Raw genomic sequence first — 17,310 nt, forward strand, 5'->3', positions numbered from 1 at the left:
CCTTTAAAAATTGGAGGCCGGGCCGCGCGGCTTATGTGGGATATTAAAGATGGATAGCATTCTCGCGCCCAGACTACGGATCCTTTGGCGCGAGAATGCCTAGTTATTGGCCCAGCACGTAAACAGTGACGGGCTGAATGCCAAAGTTGGCTACGGTCTGGGAGCCATTGTCCATAAAGATATCAATGCGGTCGCCGACAATCGCGCCGCCGGTATCCATGGCTTGACCAAGAAAGCCGCTTTGGGGCAGTACAGAATCGTGATAGCCTTGGACGTAGACGGTAGATTTCAAAGGGATGACACTGGGGTCAACAGCGATCATGCCGGGTTGCAGAGGTTGTCCGAATGCATCAACAGGACCATAGGGATAGTTGTCTTGTGCACTCGGTCCATAGGCTGTTGCCGTCATATGATAGACCGCCACCACCGGTTTGCCGTCTATCGTCTGAGGGGATGCATTGGATGCTTGGACCGCGGAGCCTTCAGAAGACGAATAGGCCGGGGTGAGATGAAATCCGGCGAGAATATCTTGCCAAGTTGCAGGGTCTACGGTCCCCGTCACGGGCAGACCTTCAGCCTGTTGGAAGTCTTTGACCCCTTGTTCGGTTTTGGGGCCAAAGATACCATCAACAGGTCCAACAGCCGAAAAACCGAGATCTTGTAAGTCAGCCTGCAAGGTCATCACCCAATGCCCTTGGTCGGAATAAGATAGGGTGTGCTGCATCGCGGGATGTTGGGCTTCGAGTTCCGGTAGCGTGACGCTTTGCGCCCATGTAGGACTCGATACCATTAACATACTGCTCATAGCGGATATGGCTAATGCAAAAGGTTTCCACAATCCCATCAATGAATGCCTCCTCTCGTTTGGCGCCGCCGGAGTTAGTTTACGGGTTCGGGCACGAGCGTCCCTGCCTAAAAAGGATTCACCCAAAGAATAATCCCCCGGTTCCCAAGGAATTAGGCGCGGTGTAACGCCCCATAGTGTAACGGGGATCACAAGAAACGGGGAAATCTGTCGAGATGCCTTGTCCGGGCACAACGTGGCGTCTAGGCATTTTGGCGCGGGTATGCACGACAATGAGCACGAAGGGAGACGAACTCCAGCATTTGTTTTGGCTGCAAAGATGTGGAAATGGAAAAAAACTTGGCGAAACACGAAAATGTCACTAGAATAAACGGTATAATGCGGTTTTATTGTGACAAATTTTTTTCGGCAGGTAATAAATTCTGTGTTTTTTCACCCTAAGATTTGCCAGAGGAGTTGACCGAGAATCAGTTCATTGCAGACAAGGCATACTGAGCGTGGAGGGAACACATTGCTGATTGACGGTAATGCTTTAATTATTCCGGTAGCCTTGCCTGACGCGCTAGAGGCGTTCAGGTTGCAAAGCGACCCTTCTGCTCGGCAACTCCCTGCACATGTCACGGTGCATTTTCCTTTTGCCGATGAGCCAAAATCTCGGATCGTGGCTCCCCAGTTGAAGCGTTTGCTGGGTAAAATGGCGCCCTTTCGGATTTATTTTGACAACATGGGGCGCTTTGAAATGCCCAACGAAATGATTTTGTACTTAAAAGTCACAGTAACGCCAGAGTTGATGACGCTATTTGAAACGATTTGGCAAAAATTTCGAACATATCCACCGTATGAAGGTAAGCATCAAGAGATTATTCCCCATATCACCATGGCGCGCGTCAATCCTGCGACTGCGGGAGCCGTTGAAGCACGCCTCACCCATCTGGTTGAGCAACACCGGTCTGCGTTATTTTGGGACATCTCCGAAGTTGAGTGGGTTAATGTCCAACAGGGCGTGCCAGGCTGTCGTATTTTGGGAAGTTTTCCTCTAGGACGCTCCATCAAATCATAAGGTAAAGAATGTTCCCAGCACACATGTTGCTATTTATAGATAATGATATAATTATACATGAATCTAACAAAAGAGGAAATCACGGTTACGGGTATTAACCGAGAACTTATTGGCCTCGCACTCAGCAACTGGTCCGAGTAGCGACCCTGATTGAACGATTGAAACATGAGGGGCACCAGGTAGCCCGCTATATGTTGAGTCACAATCCGGACGCCTTCGTCTCCGATACCGTTGTGTATCAGGCGCTTCCGATTGTTACGGTGGAAGGGGCTGTCCTTACAATGGGGCAGTATCCCTCTTATGAAGATATTTGTGGCCGCCAGGAGGGCTGACATGACGCATTATCTGCTGTTTTCAGGCAAGGGAGGGGTGGGTAAGACGTCCCTGTCCTCGGCAGCGGCGGTCGCACTAGCGCAAAAAGGCTTGAACACGCTGTTGGTGACAACAGATCCGGCGTCCAATCTGGGAGACGTTTTTGGGCAGCCTGTGGGTCTTGAGCCTCAACCGGTAGAAGCGGTCAATGGCCTCTTTGTACAGGCTATCGATTCTAAAGCCTCTCTTGCGGCGTATAAAGAGCGTGCGTTAGCCCCCTTGCGGGTGTTATTTCCGGAAACGATTGTTCACGCTGCAGATGAGAAGATGAGCGGTCCCTGTACGGAAGAGATGGCGACATTTGACCCATTTATTGCCTGCTTGCGTAACCCCGCCTACGACTGGGTAGTTTTTGACACGGCTCCGACAGGCCATACGTTAAGGTTGCTGGAGTTGCCGGTTACCAAACAACGGGACTATTTAACGGAATTGCAAAGACGTTATCGCGTGCGTGAAATAGTGGGCATACCATGGCAAGAAGAGGAAATAACAGGCGCAGAGGCGATTCGACAGATTGTCAAACTCTTGCGATGATAAAGCAAGAGTTAGATTATCAAACCGGCACAGCGAGCCTTTTTGAAGTCTCCGCATTGCCACCGTCTTTTTGGAATCTATTCAAGACACAAGTGATGAGGGTGCTATGGGTTATCTGGCGTTAGCAATCTTTGTGGTCACCTTGGGCCTGGTGATTTGGCAGCCCAAAGGATTATCGATTGGTTGGAGTGCGTCCGCAGGAGCAGCGCTAGCACTGCTTACGGGCGTTGTATCGTGGAGTAATGTAGGGCAAGTGGTCGGTATTGTTTGGGATGCGACGTTGACCTTTGTGGCGGTCATCCTCATTTCCTTAATTCTCGATGCCGTGGGGTTTTTTGAGTGGGCAGCGCTGCATATGGCGCATGCCTCCAAGGGCAATGGACGGCATTTATTTATTGGGTTAGGTATTTTAGGAGCGTTGGTAGCCATGTTTTTCGCCAATGATGGCGCCGCGTTAATTCTTACCCCCATTGTCTATGAACAAGCCAAAGCATTGCACCTTGATGCCAAAGCGACGTTGGCCCTCATTATGGTCAGTGGGTTTGTTGCCGACACGACATCCTTGCCACTGGTGGTCTCGAATTTGGTCAACATTGTATCGGCAGGATATTTTCACCTCGGTTTCGCCTCTTATGCCGCCCGTATGGTGCCGGTGGATATTGTGTCGCTGGCCATAAGTTTGTTGGCGCTCTTCGCATTTTATCACCGAACACTACCCAAAGTGGTTAATGTCGGGACGTTGGCTCGTCCACAAGATGCCATTAAGGATACACGAATTTTTCATGCCGCATGGATTGTGCTGGCGCTTTTAGTGATCGGGTACTTTGCTAGTCAACTTTTGCATTGGCCGGTGGCGATTTTTGCGGGAGGGGCCGCCTTAATCTTTCTGGCAATCGCGCACCGCAGTCCCGCTGTTAGCGTACCGACTGTGGTTCGCGAGGCGCCATGGAAGGTTGTCGTCTTTTCCATTGGCATGTATGTTGTGGTGTTTGGCTTGCGCAATGCGGGCTTGACACATATTTTAGCCCACCTGCTATCGGCATTGGGACAACATGGGGGACTCGCTAGCGTCATGGGCGCTGGCGTATTGGCCGCGGCCCTCTCATCGGTGATGAATAATATGCCAACCGTTCTAATCGATGCGTTAGCCATTCATGGGGCTGCCCTCTCCCACGGGATTCGGACGTTAATGGCTTATGCTAACGTCATTGGCTGTGACTTGGGCCCGAAATTCACCCCGATTGGGTCGTTGGCGACTTTGTTGTGGCTTCATGTTCTTGATAGGCGTGGTATTCGCATCACATGGGGTTATTACATGCGTGTGGGGATTACATTGACCATTCCAGTATTGGCCGCGTCCTTGCTTGGGCTATGGGCGTGGTCAGCCTGGGCTTTTTAGCGTTGACCTAGATAATGAACCCATGGATGGATGGAGGAGATACGGGATGGCACAGACGCGTGTGGTGGTTGTGGGAGGATCCGATGCGGGGGTAATGGCAGCCTTGTGGGCCAAGGCCACCGATTCGAGCTTGCATGTGGAAATGATAGTGAAGGACCAATGGGTGAATTATAGCGTCTGTGGCGCTCCCATGTTTTTGGGTGGCGAAGTGCCCTCCGTGGAAAAACTGGCGCACCGCTCATTGTCTGATATTGAGGCGTTAGGAATTCATGTGCATCTCAATACAGAAGCAGTCGCGGTCGATGGGGATTCGCAAGTGCTGCACGTGGTACATCAAGGAGTGGAGCGTTCTGTCCCATTTGATCGGTTGGTGATAGCCCAGGGGGCTCAGGCTGCTGTACCTCCTCTTCCGGGGCGGGACTTGCCTGGGGTGTTTAGCTTGCATGACATGGAGGATACCGTCCGTATTGACCGCTTTATTGCTCAATATCAGCCCCAGCGCGCTGTGATTGTGGGGGCTGGCTACATTGGCTTGGAAATGGCGGATGCGTTGACGCATCGTCACATGACGGTAACGGTGGTTGAACGGCTGCCCCAAGTGCTTCCGACTGTCGACCGGGAATTCGCTCATCGATTGGCGGGCCATTTGGGCGCCCACGGAGTCCACGTGATGACCGACACGACGATTGAACGCATTGAAAGGGCTGGGCAAGGGCTGGTGTTAACTTGTCATACCGGAGAACGCCTTGACGCAGACATGGTTATGATTGTTGTGGGGGTGCGTCCTCATGCGTCCTTGGCTCAGAGTGCGGGTCTCCATGTGCATCAAGGAGCGGTCGTGGTAGACGAGCGGATGGCCACCAATCGCGCGCATATTTGGGCCGCGGGGGATGGGGTCATCACACAGCATCAATTACTAGGCACGACTTATCTCCCCTTGGGAACTACGGCGCATAAGCAAGGGCGGATTGCAGGAATCAATGCGGCAGGTGGACAGGCTGTGTTTCGCGGGGTGGTCGGCACTCAGGTTGTGAAGATTTTTGATTGGGTTGTGGGACGAACGGGGCTCAAAGAAGAAGAGGCCCGAAAAGTTGGGTTTACACCTTTAACAGTGGAATCAGAACTGACCGACCATAAGGTCTATTATCCCGGAGCTTCTCCGCTGTGGATCCGCCTCACGGGAGATCAGCACACAAGACGTTTGTTAGGCGCTCAGATAATGGGACAATATGGGGCGGAAGTCGCCAAACGAATCGATTTGTTCGCGATAGGCCTCATGCAAGGTGCCTTAGTCGATGATGTCAACGATTGGGACTTAAGCTATACACCACCGGTTTCTAGTCCTTTTGATCCGGTGCAAATGGCGGCGCAAGCATGGCAGGCGGCGTGGAAAGCCCAGCAATAAGAAGGCTTGACTGTCCTAAGGGGGCTCTTCCCATTTTGTCTAAGTAAAGCGATAGACGGGGTATTGGAGAACATCCGGAATGCGAAGAGACCCTAAGAGAGGCATTCCCAGATCGAGGGCTCCTCCCGATTCGCAGCAGAGTGTTACTAAACAGTCAGTTTGTGCGTCCTAGGAAAACGGCGGGATACTTCCGTTCGCTGCGGATAGCTGTCCTGCTCTAATCTCCATCCATTACCAGGGGATTTTTGTTGCATTATCAAGCCTTCATCGCATGGATCATGGGGTGAACATAGCGAAGAAGAGGCGAAAGGATGAACATCCCCGTCATGCATTTTTCCTCCAATCTTTCACGCACTAGACATTGGCAGACGTTATCCTGTTTCTAAATAGCATGGCCTAGGCAAGGCACGTCTGTGGCGGCTTGCCTAGGCTTCATTGACATGCTTTTAATGCTGCAGGGTTCGAAGCGGCCATTCGGCCCCCTTTTTCTAAGGCCTATTGAGAATGACCTTGATGCCAGACTTCTGTTAATGCCGCAACCGCTGTGGGATCTTCGATGGTCGAGACATCTCCCGGATTCTCGTCGCGAACTACTGAACGCAATACCCGGCGCATAATTTTTCCGCTACGCGTCTTGGGCAGGATCTTTACAAACTCGATGGCTCCGATAACGGCGACCGCCCCCAGTTCGCGCCGCACCGTTTGCCGAATTTCGTCGGCGAGTTGTGGTGAGGATTCAAGCCCGGGACGCAAGACCACGAACGCAGCAATGACGTCCCCGCGCAAGGGGTCGGGAGCTCCTGTCACACCTACCTCTGCCACCGCAGGGTGTCGCAAGATGGCTGTTTCGACTTCGCTTGTGCCAATCCGGTGCCCAGCAATCTTTAAGATTTCGTCTGCGCGGCCACTAAACCACACGTAGCCATCCTCGTCGATGTTGGCTGCATCTCCTGTCAGGTAAACACCAGGCAATTGCTCCCAATATGAGGTGCGGTAGCGTTCGGCATCGTTCCATAATTCTTGGGTGAGCCCTGGAAATGGATGGGTAATGACAACACTCCCAGTCTCTTTGGGGGCAGCTCGTGTGCCATCCGGCTGCCTTATTTCAACACCGTAGCCGGGCAGCGGAATTCCCGCCGAGCCAGGTTTAATCGGCAGCAGCCCCAGCGGATAGGGATTGCCTATGACAGGTCCGCCCGTTTCCGTTTGCCACCAGTGGTCAATAACGGGAATCTGGTTGTTAAAAACGTCATGTTGAAACCATTCCCAAGCCGGGGCGTTAAGAGGTTCACCGGCCGAGAAGACGCGCGTCACGCTTGACAAGTCATGTTTGCGGGCGACATCTGTGCCGTATTGCATTAACAAGCGGACGGCTGTTGGGGCTGTCAGAATCGCACTAACTTTGTGGTCAGCAATGATGCGGTAAAAGTGTTCGGGGGAGGGAAAATCCAGTGCGCCTTCGTAGCTGATGGTGGTAGCGCCCACCAGAAGTGGCGCGTAAACGATAAAACTATGTCCGACAATCCATCCAATATCCGAGGTTGACCACCAAACATCTTGGTGCGATAAGCCATACAAAATCTGGGAGGCGTGCAAAATACCGACTTGATAAGGGCCGTGCATGTGAACGACTAATTTAGGGCGCGCTGTGGTTCCGGAGGTGGCCAGAATAAAAGCTGGCGTGTTCGATTCGAGCTGAATCGCTTCAGATGTGTGGGAAGGGGCTTCTTGTCGCAAGTCATTCCACAGAACCGTGCGTACTGGTACTGGCGGTAACGCGTGATCCGTCCTTTGCTGCCAGATAACAGTTCGGACGGGAGAATGCGGATCGTGCAAGGCCTCTGCGACAATGGAGGAGAGGGGAATCACTTTGCCCCGGCGATGGGAGACGTCACTGGCTATTAAGACCGTGGCTTGGGCTAACTCAATCCGCTGGGCTAAGGCCGCAGAACCGAACCCGGCAAAAACGACCATGTGAATAGCGCCAATGCGGGAGAGGGCAAGCATTGAAAAAATGGCTTCAGGTCCCGTGGGCATGTATATCGCGACACGATCTCCTGGTTGTATGCCTAAGGCCAGAAATCCGGCTGCGAGACGGTGAACTTCGGCGGCCATTTGCGCGTACGTGTATGTGCGCACATCGCCATTCTCGGTCAGGGCGATAAGTGCGAGGAGTTTTCGGCGTAATCGACGATATCGTCTAAAGCTTGCGAGAGATCGTTTATGTCTTCTCGGTCGAATGGGGTCACAAAGGTATGGTAGAGTTGTTCGACAATGGTAATACGCGCTCGGTCTCCTGCGTGTTCTAAATCAGAGGCTTGTTCAGCGATTTGTCTCTGCTTGGTTTCGTCTGAGCCATTTTCCACATAGGCTTTTAACAAGCCAACCATGGTTACGGCGTATTGCGATTGGTCAGCCAACAAACGGTCAAAGTTTTGAACCTGACGGGACATTTGAAAGATATCTTTCCAGCTCATGATAACCTCCTAGTGGGATAGTTACTTAATCCAAAGAAACAGAGCCATAATGCCACCGCCCAGTACGATGGCAGCAGGTAAGGTCAAGGCCCAGACTCCCAGGATCTTGCGGACGACAATCCACCGGACGCTGCCGGGTCGCAAAGCCGTGCCGGTTCCGAAGAGGGAGCCGTCCGTGGTTTGGGTTGTGCTGACAGGAAAACCGGCGATGGCTGCGAGGCTTACCGTAATCGCGGCAGCGCATTGGGTGCTCACGGCGTTCATGGGATTGACGCGAATCACATGATTACCAACCGTGCGCGCAATGCGAATGCCGCCAAATATCATCCCTAGGGCCCAAAATACCAAGGGTAAGAATATTGCGGCAATAGGTACGTGGTAGCGTGTTTGATGATGGAGGATCATAAAAAATAACGCCATCAGGCCAATAGCTTTTTCTTGATCGTTGGCGCCGTAGGCCAATCCCTGCCAGAATGCGGTAAGATACTGTCCTTTTTCCAATTGATGAATGCGGTCGGCGCTTAATCGGCTTAAAATCCACCAAATCGCACGTGTTAAAAGCCATGCCGCTAAAAACCCCAGACCCACGGAACCTAATAGGCCAATAAGCAGTTTGACGATGCCAAGAAGATGGATATCTCGCGCGTGGCCACTCACTAGGGCTGCGCCAATCATGCCGCCGCCTAGAGCCACGGTTGTACTGGTGGGCATTTTCATTTTCCAGGTAACCAGCAGGGTAAACAACGCGGCGAGCAGAGCTCCTGTTAGCACCCCGTACCCGGCCACCTGAAAGTTAATGATTTCGACGGCAATGGTATGGGATACTGCCGTGCCAAAGACCATGGGACCTAATCCAATACTTATTAAAATAAGTGGGACGACGGTAAAGGGGCGTAAGGTGCGGCTGGCCAAGAACGTGGCCATCAGGTTTCCGCCGTCGTTAATGCCCGATATGATTGTAAAGGCCACGATGAGGGTGAAGATAGCTCCGTCCAACACCATCGGCGTCGCCTCCCTTAACGTAATCGTAATCCTTTCTTAACATAATCTTAATAATATCACGATTAAGCCGGTATGTGCGGTATTGAGACGAACTATATCTCAGATGATGGGAAGAGCTTCAAAATGATATAACGCGATTTTCACAAAAGGTTCGCGCGGTGTTCATAAAAGGTTCATACCCTCTTGGTATGCTGCATGCAGACACATATCACAGGGTGGAATGGGAGAGGGGTGAGACGGTGAATCATCCACTGGTAGGGCAAGAGACGTCACGGCAGGCGAGGATTGCGTACCAAAATGTCAAGAGCCACTTGAAAAAAACTGTGACCCATTGGTCACCATAGGGCCGGGTACGGTTACGGAGCATGTTTGTTGGTAAGAAGGGAATAACGGTTTTCAGAAGCCACACAACAACGTCGTGGACCAAAGATTCATCAAGAATCTCCCATGGGCATAAGACGCGAAACAACCAACGTCTTGGCGTCTTCCCCAATACGCTGCGTGATGGATTGTGCTAGGCACCGCCGAAGTGGCGTTGTCGGTCCGCTTCGCAGCATGGAAGCAAGTCGAGTGGAGACTTGACAATAACTGTTATGCTATGTAATATCACAGCAGATGCAAATTTATTGCAAAAGATCGGGGGACCAACAATGACGGATAAGCAAGGGACATTGCAACCGGATGTTGTCGGCTTTTGGGGATTAGTCAGTCAGAGTTTGGCGGGCATGGCACCGAGTTGTGATGTGGTGGCTTTTATGACGGCTGGTGCCGCTTTTGCTTTGGTCGCCATGCCTTTGTCCTTTTTATTGGCTTTCCTGTTAATGTTTATTGAAGTGAATACGCTGTATCACCTCTCCAAAGATAGAGCATCAGCGGGGGGATACTATAGCTATGTTTCGGCGGGATTGGGCCCGCGCGCTGCCCTCGTGACAGGATTTATGGTTGTGTTTTACCAAATTCTGAGTGTGGCGGGGATTCCTGTCTATATTGGCGGAGTATTTTTGCCAGGACTCGCGGACCGCTTGCACGTGGCATTGCCCGCTTATTTCTGGATCGTTGCCGTATTGTTCTTCATCGGGGTACCTTGGCTCTTGGCGGTGTTGGGCATTCGACCATCGATTAAGGTATTAGCGACAACCAGTTTGGTGGAAATCAGCTTTTTAATCGTGGCATCCATCATTATTATGGCCAAAGTTCATCCATCTCATCCTCTGGTGCCCTTTCAGTTCGGGTCGGTGGGCATTAAAGGTGTGGCGATGGGCATGGTCTTTGCGATCACGAGCTTTATCGGCATCGGAAGTCATAGCTCGTTAGGAGAGGAAGCCAAAGGAGTGCGGACCCAACAAGGCCGGCTGATTGGGAAAGCGGCGTTAGTCTCACTCACGTTAACCGGAGTGGCCTTAACCCTCTCGGCCTATGCGTTAACAGTGGGGTGGGGCATGTTTCGCATGAGTAGCTTTTCTACCGCTAATGCCCCCGGAGTGACGGTATTTCTTCACTATTTGGGGCCTGTGGGCGCGGCATCTTTGGTCATTTTAGCCTTAAACAGTGCGTTGGCGGATAGCATCGCGCTCTTAACGAGTTCATCGCGGGTCTTATTTGCGATTGGGCGAGATAACCTGGTAAATACGGGGTTTGCGCAAGTCAATGGCCGTCGCGCGCCGGGCCGCAGCGTGACGTTGTTAGCAGGGATGGCGGTGGTCATGGCTGTCGTGGCCGGGTCGCTTTTAGGTCCGTCGGCCGCTTTTAATGTGATGACGACAGCGGTGTTGTTTGGGCTGGTGACGTCTCACACCTTGATGAATGTCTCCTTGATGCGCTTATTCCGGTCCGAACACAAACAAAGTCACTTTTTACAACATGTAGTGCTGCCTATATTAGCCATCGGATTGTTTTGGATCGTTCTATACGAATCGGTTTGGCCCATCGCCTATCCTCTTAGTCTTTCGGCGCTGATTTGGATTGTGGTGTTGATTCCCGTCGTTTTCTATGTCTATGGGATATCCAAGCGCATTCCCAAGGAACGGGGCCATCAGTTGGGAATGATACCGCCGAGTGAATCAGCGCAATAAGCTGAGGCAAGAGCAATGAAAACCGCGAGGCGAGGGATGTTCCTTGCGCTCGCGGTTTATGCTTTAGAACGGACCGCCTGGGGATTGGCGCTTGCCACTGATGTACACCAGGGCCGTCACGGCAAAACCCACAAAATATCCCAAAGAGGACCCGTTAAAAATGCCCACGGCGAGGGGGCCCGTAAATACGGGGGTGGCTGTCGTGGACAGAGCCACGGCGGCTCCAATTAGCCATGCGATGATGGCACGTGAGGGTGCGGTTGGTTGGATTTGGCGCACATTAAGGAGGGCGATGGCCGCCCATGGTGCCAAGAATGTGGCGATGAGCTCAAGAAACCCCTCAAAACTATTTAAGAAACCTTGTGAAACGAGTAACACGTAAAGACTGGCGGTAATGGAAAGAACGGCATCAATACCGACCGTACGAGATCGCGGCACCTTAACTCCAGCGGCTAAAAGGCTAAGACCGGAGGAGTAGGCACACAAGATGCCGCCGGCTAACATGCCTGTGAGCGTAATAATAAGATAAGGAATTTGTGCCCATAGCGGAAGCCAATGCAGCAAGAATTCGACGGGATTCGCGGCGGTGGCCAATGCGGGCGCGCTCTGGGCCAAGAGTAACCCGGTAAGCATCAATCCCAACGTGGGGATAATGGAGCCCAGGGTGGCTGCGTAGGCAATCCGCCGATTAGGAAGATGGTGGGGTAAGTAGCGGGTATAATCGGACGCCGTCGTAATCCATGATAACGCACTGACGGCGACTACGATCGTAATAGCCGGAATAACTCCCTTCAGCCAAGAGCCACTTGAATGCGTCCAAACGGCATGCCATGCCGTATGCGGCAAGAGGGCTAGAACTACTAGCAACGTTAAAAAGCCAAAAATATACGAGATCCGTTGCTGCAAATATTCAATGGTCGCGTGGCCTAGAAAAGCTAAAAATAATTCTGCGGAAGCCGTCAATCCCAATGACGCAACCAACCATACCGCCGTGAGTGGGACGCCGAAGACCAGATGAAACACAGTTTGCAAAGCATAGCTGCCAATGATGAGAACAATGGTTTCCCATCCTACCATATTCAACCAGGCAATTAGGGCAATGAAGCGATTGGCTTTCGGTCCAAAGTACTTTTCCGAATAGGCCATGGTCGGTAGGCCCGTGACTTTGCCCGGGATCCCAAGATACCCAATGGCGGCAAAGGACAATAATCCCGTAGCAATGGCCAAGACGCTTTGGCCTAACGACAATCCGTAGCTCCAAACGACAGCGCCAATGACAAGATAGGTAAAAGATAAGTTGCCGGCAAACCATAACCAAAAGACTTGTCGGACTGTACCATGGCGTCCGGATGCATTGATAGGGTTAATCCCGTTACGCTCCACGTGCCATACCTGATGAGTGTCAATATCTGGGGAAATCACGAATATCCTCCTCTTGTCTGCTTGGAATAGGCCTGTTAGTTTCACGGCCGTGCACTCGACTAGAGGGGAGAAGCATCTATGACGAAAAGATACCGCGTCCGTCGTAAGCAAGGATGGATGAGCACATCGTCCTTTGCCAGAATTACCTGGCCAAGTTCTAGGGTTGGCGGTAAGCCTCTCAGCACAAATCGGCACCCCTCATGCTGTAACACGCTTCCATCATACCATGGTGCGCAGGGGTTGACTAGCGACGACAAGAGCGTCGTAAAGGGGATACGCGGGCTTGAGCCCCGGCAAGCGTAGCAGTCAAGAGGGCAATGGCCGTTCTAGGCTGCCGGGGTTATCGTGACGGGAGGCGTGTAAGGGGTTACGCTGGCTTGACGTGCAGCAGATATTCGGCATGGCGCCACCGTACCCGGTAATCGCCAAAAATGTCTTCGGGATTAGATACAATAATGTCGTCCCCTCCCAGATGCCGATAATCGGCCGTGTCGAGAAGGCTCACTTGCATCATCACCCCTTCGAAAAGGTGGTATCAGCAGCTGCCCAATTCTTGGGACAAATATGGACAACCGCTATTCACGGCAGCCCCTTTCCGGAGGATCCTCGTGTGGAGGAAGAGCGGCTTACGAAGCGACTATCCGCTCCATCCCGGTTACTCCGGCCATTTCTAGCCGGTTGCAGGGTAGAGCCATCGATGCTGTGAGGTACGAAGCCTCTGCTTCTACACCGATGGCCCTGCCGGGGGAGAACCACTGGCCTCCCCGCCGTTTCCGGCATCCCCAGGCCGCTGATGACCGCTTGCCGCCTGTTTGGTGGTTAGCCGGTGCCCTTCTGGGCATCCCCCAAGGGGAAAACGGACCTCCCGATTCTCTGGTATCCGAACAGGGACTATGCCACTGTCCGGTTCGGGCCGGTTTTCGTCGCTTTTACGTTCCGGTTCTTCCGGCGAGTCGTGACCTTGCCCTGGGCCTCCCGGATCTGCTGCTCATGCCGCAATGTGGCGATGGAGGGGAAGATCTTGAGCCATTTCTTGCGCAGGTTCAAGGCCCCCACTAGGTCGGCATTGCCGCCCCAGCCACAGGCGTAGCAGCGGAACACGTCCTTGCCCCGGCGGTGATGGCGGGTGGCTTCGCAGAACCGGGCTCCGAGATGGCCGCAGCGAGGGCATGCCTGACTGGTGAACTGGGCATCCCGAGTCACGACCAGGATCCCTTCGTGCAGAGCCATGTGCCGAACCCAGCGCATGATCTTCCCCCGCATCCAGTAGGATCGGCGGAGGTTCTGCCGCTTCATCCAGCCGGTGCGCTTGGGGTTTTTCATGCGGGACAGGGCCTCAAATACGATGACCCGGCTGCCGTGCCGTTTGGCGAAATCGACGATCTGGCGGGCGACCTGGTGGGCGATGGCGTCCTCTCTGTGCTTGAGATGCTCCCAGATCCGGTGATTCGCCTGGCGCTTGGGTCGCCCCCCCGTCTTCCGTTGCCGGACGGCGATGGCCTGGAGCCTGCGGAACCTCCGCTGCTCGTGCGGCCGTCCGGGAACGAAGAGAGTGCCTTTCACTTTCGCGCCATGAAACGCCACTGCTACGGCCAGGTTGTTCACGCCCAGATCCACCGTGGTCACCGGCAGATCGGGATTTTCCGCCAGCTGGTCTTTCGCCCGTTTGACGCGGATCGGGGTGGCCAGGGGCACGTGGAATCGCCAGCGTTTGCCATCATGAAAGAGGGTACCCGACTCCATGACGGGAATGCCGTCCTGTTGCCTCCCCTCGGTGGCCAGCAAGGTTTGGGCTTCCTCGTCCCGGCCAGCCTTCTTGATCATCCGCGCCTCGGCCCGCACCGCGTCCAGCCGGGCCTGCTCCGTTTCAGCTATCGCCAGCATGGTGCGCTGGTAGGGAGCGATGGCGACCGGGTACCCCTCGAATCGCCAAGATTGACCATCCCAAACTTTCACCCGCAGGAAGGAACGGGTTTCTTCTCGCACCAGAAGGCCCATGCCCTGGTAGAGCGTGACGGGCATCGAGCGGACAGTGGGGATGGCAGGAGCCTTCCCACGACGGTGTTCGGGCAGGGATTCCCAACGTTTGCGGTTGGCGCGATAGCTCTTCGCGATGCCGATGGCGCGGTTGATCGCCGCGCGGCGGAACACCACCGGAGCATCCTCCGCACCAGGAACATTGGAGAGAGGATAAGAAGGATGGGTATGGGCCGGAGTGGATACCGTGGCAAATTCCAGCCGGGTAAGGATGTCTTTGCTGGTAGGGGCACGTTCGGAAAGGATTTCGCCGGTTGCGGGATCTACCTTGACCACCGTGTCCCAGAATAAGGGGGTGGTCAGCAGGATGTTCAGGTAGAACTGAACCATTTGGGAAAACAGGGCCTCCGTCGACTCCAAAGCCTCCAGTTTGCCGGGATTGGCGTCAAGGAGCGGCAGAATCAGGGTCTTCATGGCTATGGCCAAAGGGGGATTCACCGCCTTTCTCGTGGTGCTCTTGAATGGTATCCGTGATTTTCTTCCGGAACCCCTTGCTCCGTCTACCGTAGAGCCGGGCGGAGAACACCGTCAGGATGGTGATGAGATCACGGGTCAGTTCTTCCTCGAAGGATGCCGGAGGCATATCCCGCGCGGTTTCCACCCGGACGTCAAAGGCCCGGAGATATTCGGTCAGGTAGCGATAGCCAAAGCGCGCCAACCGATCCGGGAATTCAATAAGGAGCACATCAAAGCCCCGTTTTTCAGCTAGGTGCAGGACGCGCCAAAGACCACGCCGTTTGTCATTGATGCCGGATGCCTGCTCCGCCACCACCAACACCGGATCATAGCCGCGTTTTTGGGCCTCTTCCAGGAGCCTTTCTTTTTGGCGCTCCAGGTTTCCGTCACGCGACTGCTTTGCAGAGGACACACGCGCATAGACGACACATCGGGTACCGAATCCCACCTGGCGTTTGGTGAGAAGCCGCATGATCTTAGGCGTAACGCCTAGAATCTTTGCCGCCTTGCCAATGGATAAGTATTCTTCCATGTCCATAGTTTACCACCCAAAGGCATAGAAAGGCAAGGGTTGTTGCAGGTCGTGCTTGACGAGCCAGTTCAGGGCTATTGTGTCGTTGATAGTAAAGGTTTGCTCAGCAAATACGTCGTGCGTGCGGCTGTCTGGTTGCGTGATAAAGATGCGTAGTCGTTCTAGTTGATGGGGGTCGACAATCAGGGTCTCTTCCCAGATAGGCGTTGGGTTATCTTTAGGCACGAGAAGCGCCTCCTTTTCATGTGCAGCTTCTATCATACTATAAGATACCCTTCGCCTTACGAAAGTTCTCCCCCCGTCGAATTGCTCGGCTCTGGCCGGGATATGAGCAATCCAGCGTTAGGGGAAAGATGTGTGTCATGCATAGCGTGGCAAAAGCGTCGTAAGCGGGTTATTTTAGGGTGTTCCAAATGGTTAAGAGCGCCATCACGATCAAAAGCGAGACAATCAACCAACTCCACCGCGTTGCCCAACGACTATTGCGGTGATGTCCCATCAAACGGCCGTCACTGGTCAGAACGACGAGAAAGATCAGCACAGGAGCCATTAGCACCCCGCCTACGACCTGAGCGAGGACGGACAAAAAGTCTAGTGGTAAATGAGGAATCAAGAGAAGGGCCGCAGCGGTCGTTAAACTGCCGATATAAATGGCATAGAATTTGGGGGCCCGCGTGAGGGAGGCATTGAGACTATGGCTCCATTTTAACGCGCTGGCAATGGTCCACGAGCTCGACAAGGATATGGTAATGGCTGCGAGAAGACCAGCGTCAAAGAGTCCCACCCCAAATAGGTAGGCTGGCCACATCCCAAATCGATGCCTGATGGCGGCGATCAATTGGCTGGGACCGATATGATTAATATGGCTCAAATGTCCATATAAGCCCGCACCAATAATGATGATCGCCGCGGCGACCACAATTTGTGCCAAGGTGCCGACCGCTGTATCGATGCGTCCCAGTCGAATGTCTTCGGAGGTTACTCCCTTGTCGAGGGTCGCATCGCCCTGAAAGAACACCATCCATGGCGCTAAGGAATTGCCGATGGCTGCAACAATATACCAGGAGACGACAGCAAAAGGTGTCATGGATGGCAAGTGCCAGGTGATTAATACGTGTGCGATGCGCACCAGATTGGGGTGGGTTTGGTAGGCGATAATGAAAAAGACAAAATTAATGAGCCCCAATAGCAGTACCAAGCGCTCTTTGCTGCGGTATCCCGAAATGAACAGCAAACTGAATACCAAGGCCAGCGAGGCCGCGTCACTCATGGCCAGCGATAATCCTGTCATCATGAGACCTGCGGTCATACCAATAAATTCGGTGAGGAGGGTAATTAAATTCTCGAGAAACAGGGTGAGAATATGGTAGTAGCCCCACCAGCGACCCCACCGATAAAAAATAAGCTGGGTGAAGCCGGTTGAGGACGCTGCACTCAGGCGCATACTCATTTCTTGGACTGTGTACGTCACAATTCCCAGTACGAGGATCAGGGGAATAAAACCGCTGATACCGAAACGGGCCCCCGTTACGGCATAGGCAATATCGCCTCCCGCATCGTTGTCACCGATAATAGCCAAGACCCCTGGGCCGAGTGCTGCCCAAATGAGAAGGAGAAGTTGCCAAAAGCCAGCAGAAGAAGTGGAAGATAAAACTCGCGGCTGTGTACCCGTGCTCACCGGTGATTCGTTGTGCGAACTCATGAAAATCCTCCCTCTGCCATTCCTGCAGGTCCATG

Annotated in this window: 16 protein-coding genes and 1 riboswitch; of the genes, 6 read left to right on the forward strand and 10 right to left on the reverse strand. The window is 53.3% G+C overall.

Going from position 1 to position 17,310, the window contains the following annotated elements; translation table 11 throughout:
* Positions 1-103: 103 nt before the first annotated feature.
* Positions 104-844 (reverse strand): peptidoglycan-binding protein, encoded by a 741-nt coding sequence (locus ORD20_RS15290; protein ID WP_103374522.1) that lies wholly within the window; start codon positions 842-844, stop codon positions 104-106.
* A gap of 8 nt (positions 845-852) precedes the next feature.
* Positions 853-974, reverse strand: a riboswitch (cyclic di-AMP (ydaO/yuaA leader).
* 342 nt (positions 975-1,316) lie between these two features.
* On the opposite strand from ORD20_RS15290, the gene ORD20_RS15295 reads away from it, so the two are divergent.
* The 5 genes from ORD20_RS15295 to ORD20_RS15315 all read left to right on the forward strand — a co-directional run bounded on the left by ORD20_RS15295 (position 1,317) and on the right by ORD20_RS15315 (position 5,575).
* The gene (locus tag ORD20_RS15295; RefSeq protein ID WP_158246165.1) at positions 1,317-1,865 is read left to right on the forward strand and encodes a 2'-5' RNA ligase family protein; all 549 of its coding nucleotides are present in this window, start codon (positions 1,317-1,319) and stop codon (positions 1,863-1,865) included.
* 128 nt (positions 1,866-1,993) lie between these two features.
* Entirely contained in the window at positions 1,994-2,197 is a 204-nt protein-coding gene (locus ORD20_RS15300) for an arsenic metallochaperone ArsD family protein (RefSeq protein ID WP_103374520.1), read from the forward strand.
* Between the two features lies 1 nt (position 2,198).
* Positions 2,199-2,771 carry an ArsA family ATPase gene (locus tag ORD20_RS15305; protein ID WP_103374519.1) on the forward strand — a complete coding sequence of 191 codons (573 nt, stop codon included), beginning with the start codon at positions 2,199-2,201 and terminating at the stop codon, positions 2,769-2,771.
* A gap of 106 nt (positions 2,772-2,877) precedes the next feature.
* Positions 2,878-4,170 (forward strand): arsenic transporter, encoded by a 1,293-nt coding sequence (locus tag ORD20_RS15310; RefSeq protein WP_103374518.1) that lies wholly within the window; start codon positions 2,878-2,880, stop codon positions 4,168-4,170.
* A 46-nt stretch (positions 4,171-4,216) separates the two neighbouring features.
* Entirely contained in the window at positions 4,217-5,575 is a 1,359-nt protein-coding gene (locus ORD20_RS15315) for an FAD-dependent oxidoreductase (protein WP_103374517.1), read from the forward strand.
* Between the two features lie 495 nt (positions 5,576-6,070).
* Here the strand turns inward: ORD20_RS15315 and ORD20_RS15320 are convergent, their stop codons facing one another.
* From ORD20_RS15320 to ORD20_RS15330, 3 genes are read right to left on the reverse strand one after another with little or no spacing between them, the layout of a single operon-like run.
* Positions 6,071-7,714 carry an acyl-CoA synthetase gene (locus tag ORD20_RS15320; protein ID WP_430626328.1) on the reverse strand — a complete coding sequence of 548 codons (1,644 nt, stop codon included), beginning with the start codon at positions 7,712-7,714 and terminating at the stop codon, positions 6,071-6,073.
* A gap of 14 nt (positions 7,715-7,728) precedes the next feature.
* Entirely contained in the window at positions 7,729-8,052 is a 324-nt protein-coding gene (locus ORD20_RS15325) for a DUF47 domain-containing protein (RefSeq protein ID WP_430626329.1), read from the reverse strand.
* Between the two features lie 21 nt (positions 8,053-8,073).
* On the reverse strand, positions 8,074-9,054 hold the full coding sequence (locus ORD20_RS15330) for an inorganic phosphate transporter (protein WP_103374514.1): 981 nt from the start codon (positions 9,052-9,054) through the stop codon (positions 8,074-8,076).
* A 650-nt stretch (positions 9,055-9,704) separates the two neighbouring features.
* Between ORD20_RS15330 and ORD20_RS15335 the strand changes: the two genes are divergently transcribed.
* Positions 9,705-11,126 (forward strand): APC family permease, encoded by a 1,422-nt coding sequence (locus tag ORD20_RS15335; protein WP_158246163.1) that lies wholly within the window; start codon positions 9,705-9,707, stop codon positions 11,124-11,126.
* Positions 11,127-11,189: 63 nt separating this feature from the next.
* Here ORD20_RS15335 and ORD20_RS15340 read toward each other — a convergent pair whose 3' ends face one another.
* The 6 genes from ORD20_RS15340 to ORD20_RS15365 all read right to left on the reverse strand — a co-directional run bounded on the left by ORD20_RS15340 (position 11,190) and on the right by ORD20_RS15365 (position 17,275).
* The gene (locus ORD20_RS15340) at positions 11,190-12,548 is read right to left on the reverse strand and encodes a purine-cytosine permease family protein (RefSeq protein WP_158246162.1); all 1,359 of its coding nucleotides are present in this window, start codon (positions 12,546-12,548) and stop codon (positions 11,190-11,192) included.
* 367 nt (positions 12,549-12,915) lie between these two features.
* A complete protein-coding gene (locus ORD20_RS15345) occupies positions 12,916-13,062 on the reverse strand; it encodes a hypothetical protein (RefSeq protein WP_158246161.1) in 147 nt (48 codons plus the stop codon).
* Between the two features lie 377 nt (positions 13,063-13,439).
* Entirely contained in the window at positions 13,440-15,011 is a 1,572-nt protein-coding gene (locus ORD20_RS15350) for an RNA-guided endonuclease TnpB family protein (protein WP_430626330.1), read from the reverse strand.
* A complete protein-coding gene (locus tag ORD20_RS15355; protein ID WP_430626331.1) occupies positions 14,971-15,579 on the reverse strand; it encodes an IS607 family transposase in 609 nt (202 codons plus the stop codon). Before ORD20_RS15355 ends, ORD20_RS15350 begins: the two co-directional genes overlap by 41 nt.
* A 3-nt stretch (positions 15,580-15,582) precedes the next feature.
* Complete coding sequence (locus tag ORD20_RS15360; RefSeq protein WP_103374813.1) at positions 15,583-15,798, reverse strand: hypothetical protein; 216 nt, start codon at positions 15,796-15,798, stop codon at positions 15,583-15,585.
* Between the two features lie 169 nt (positions 15,799-15,967).
* The gene (locus ORD20_RS15365; RefSeq protein ID WP_103374812.1) at positions 15,968-17,275 is read right to left on the reverse strand and encodes an NRAMP family divalent metal transporter; all 1,308 of its coding nucleotides are present in this window, start codon (positions 17,273-17,275) and stop codon (positions 15,968-15,970) included.
* Between the last annotated feature and the right edge of the window lie 35 nt (positions 17,276-17,310).

Source organism: Sulfobacillus thermotolerans (genome assembly GCF_039623705.1).
GTDB lineage: Bacteria > Bacillota > Sulfobacillia > Sulfobacillales > Sulfobacillaceae > Sulfobacillus > Sulfobacillus thermotolerans.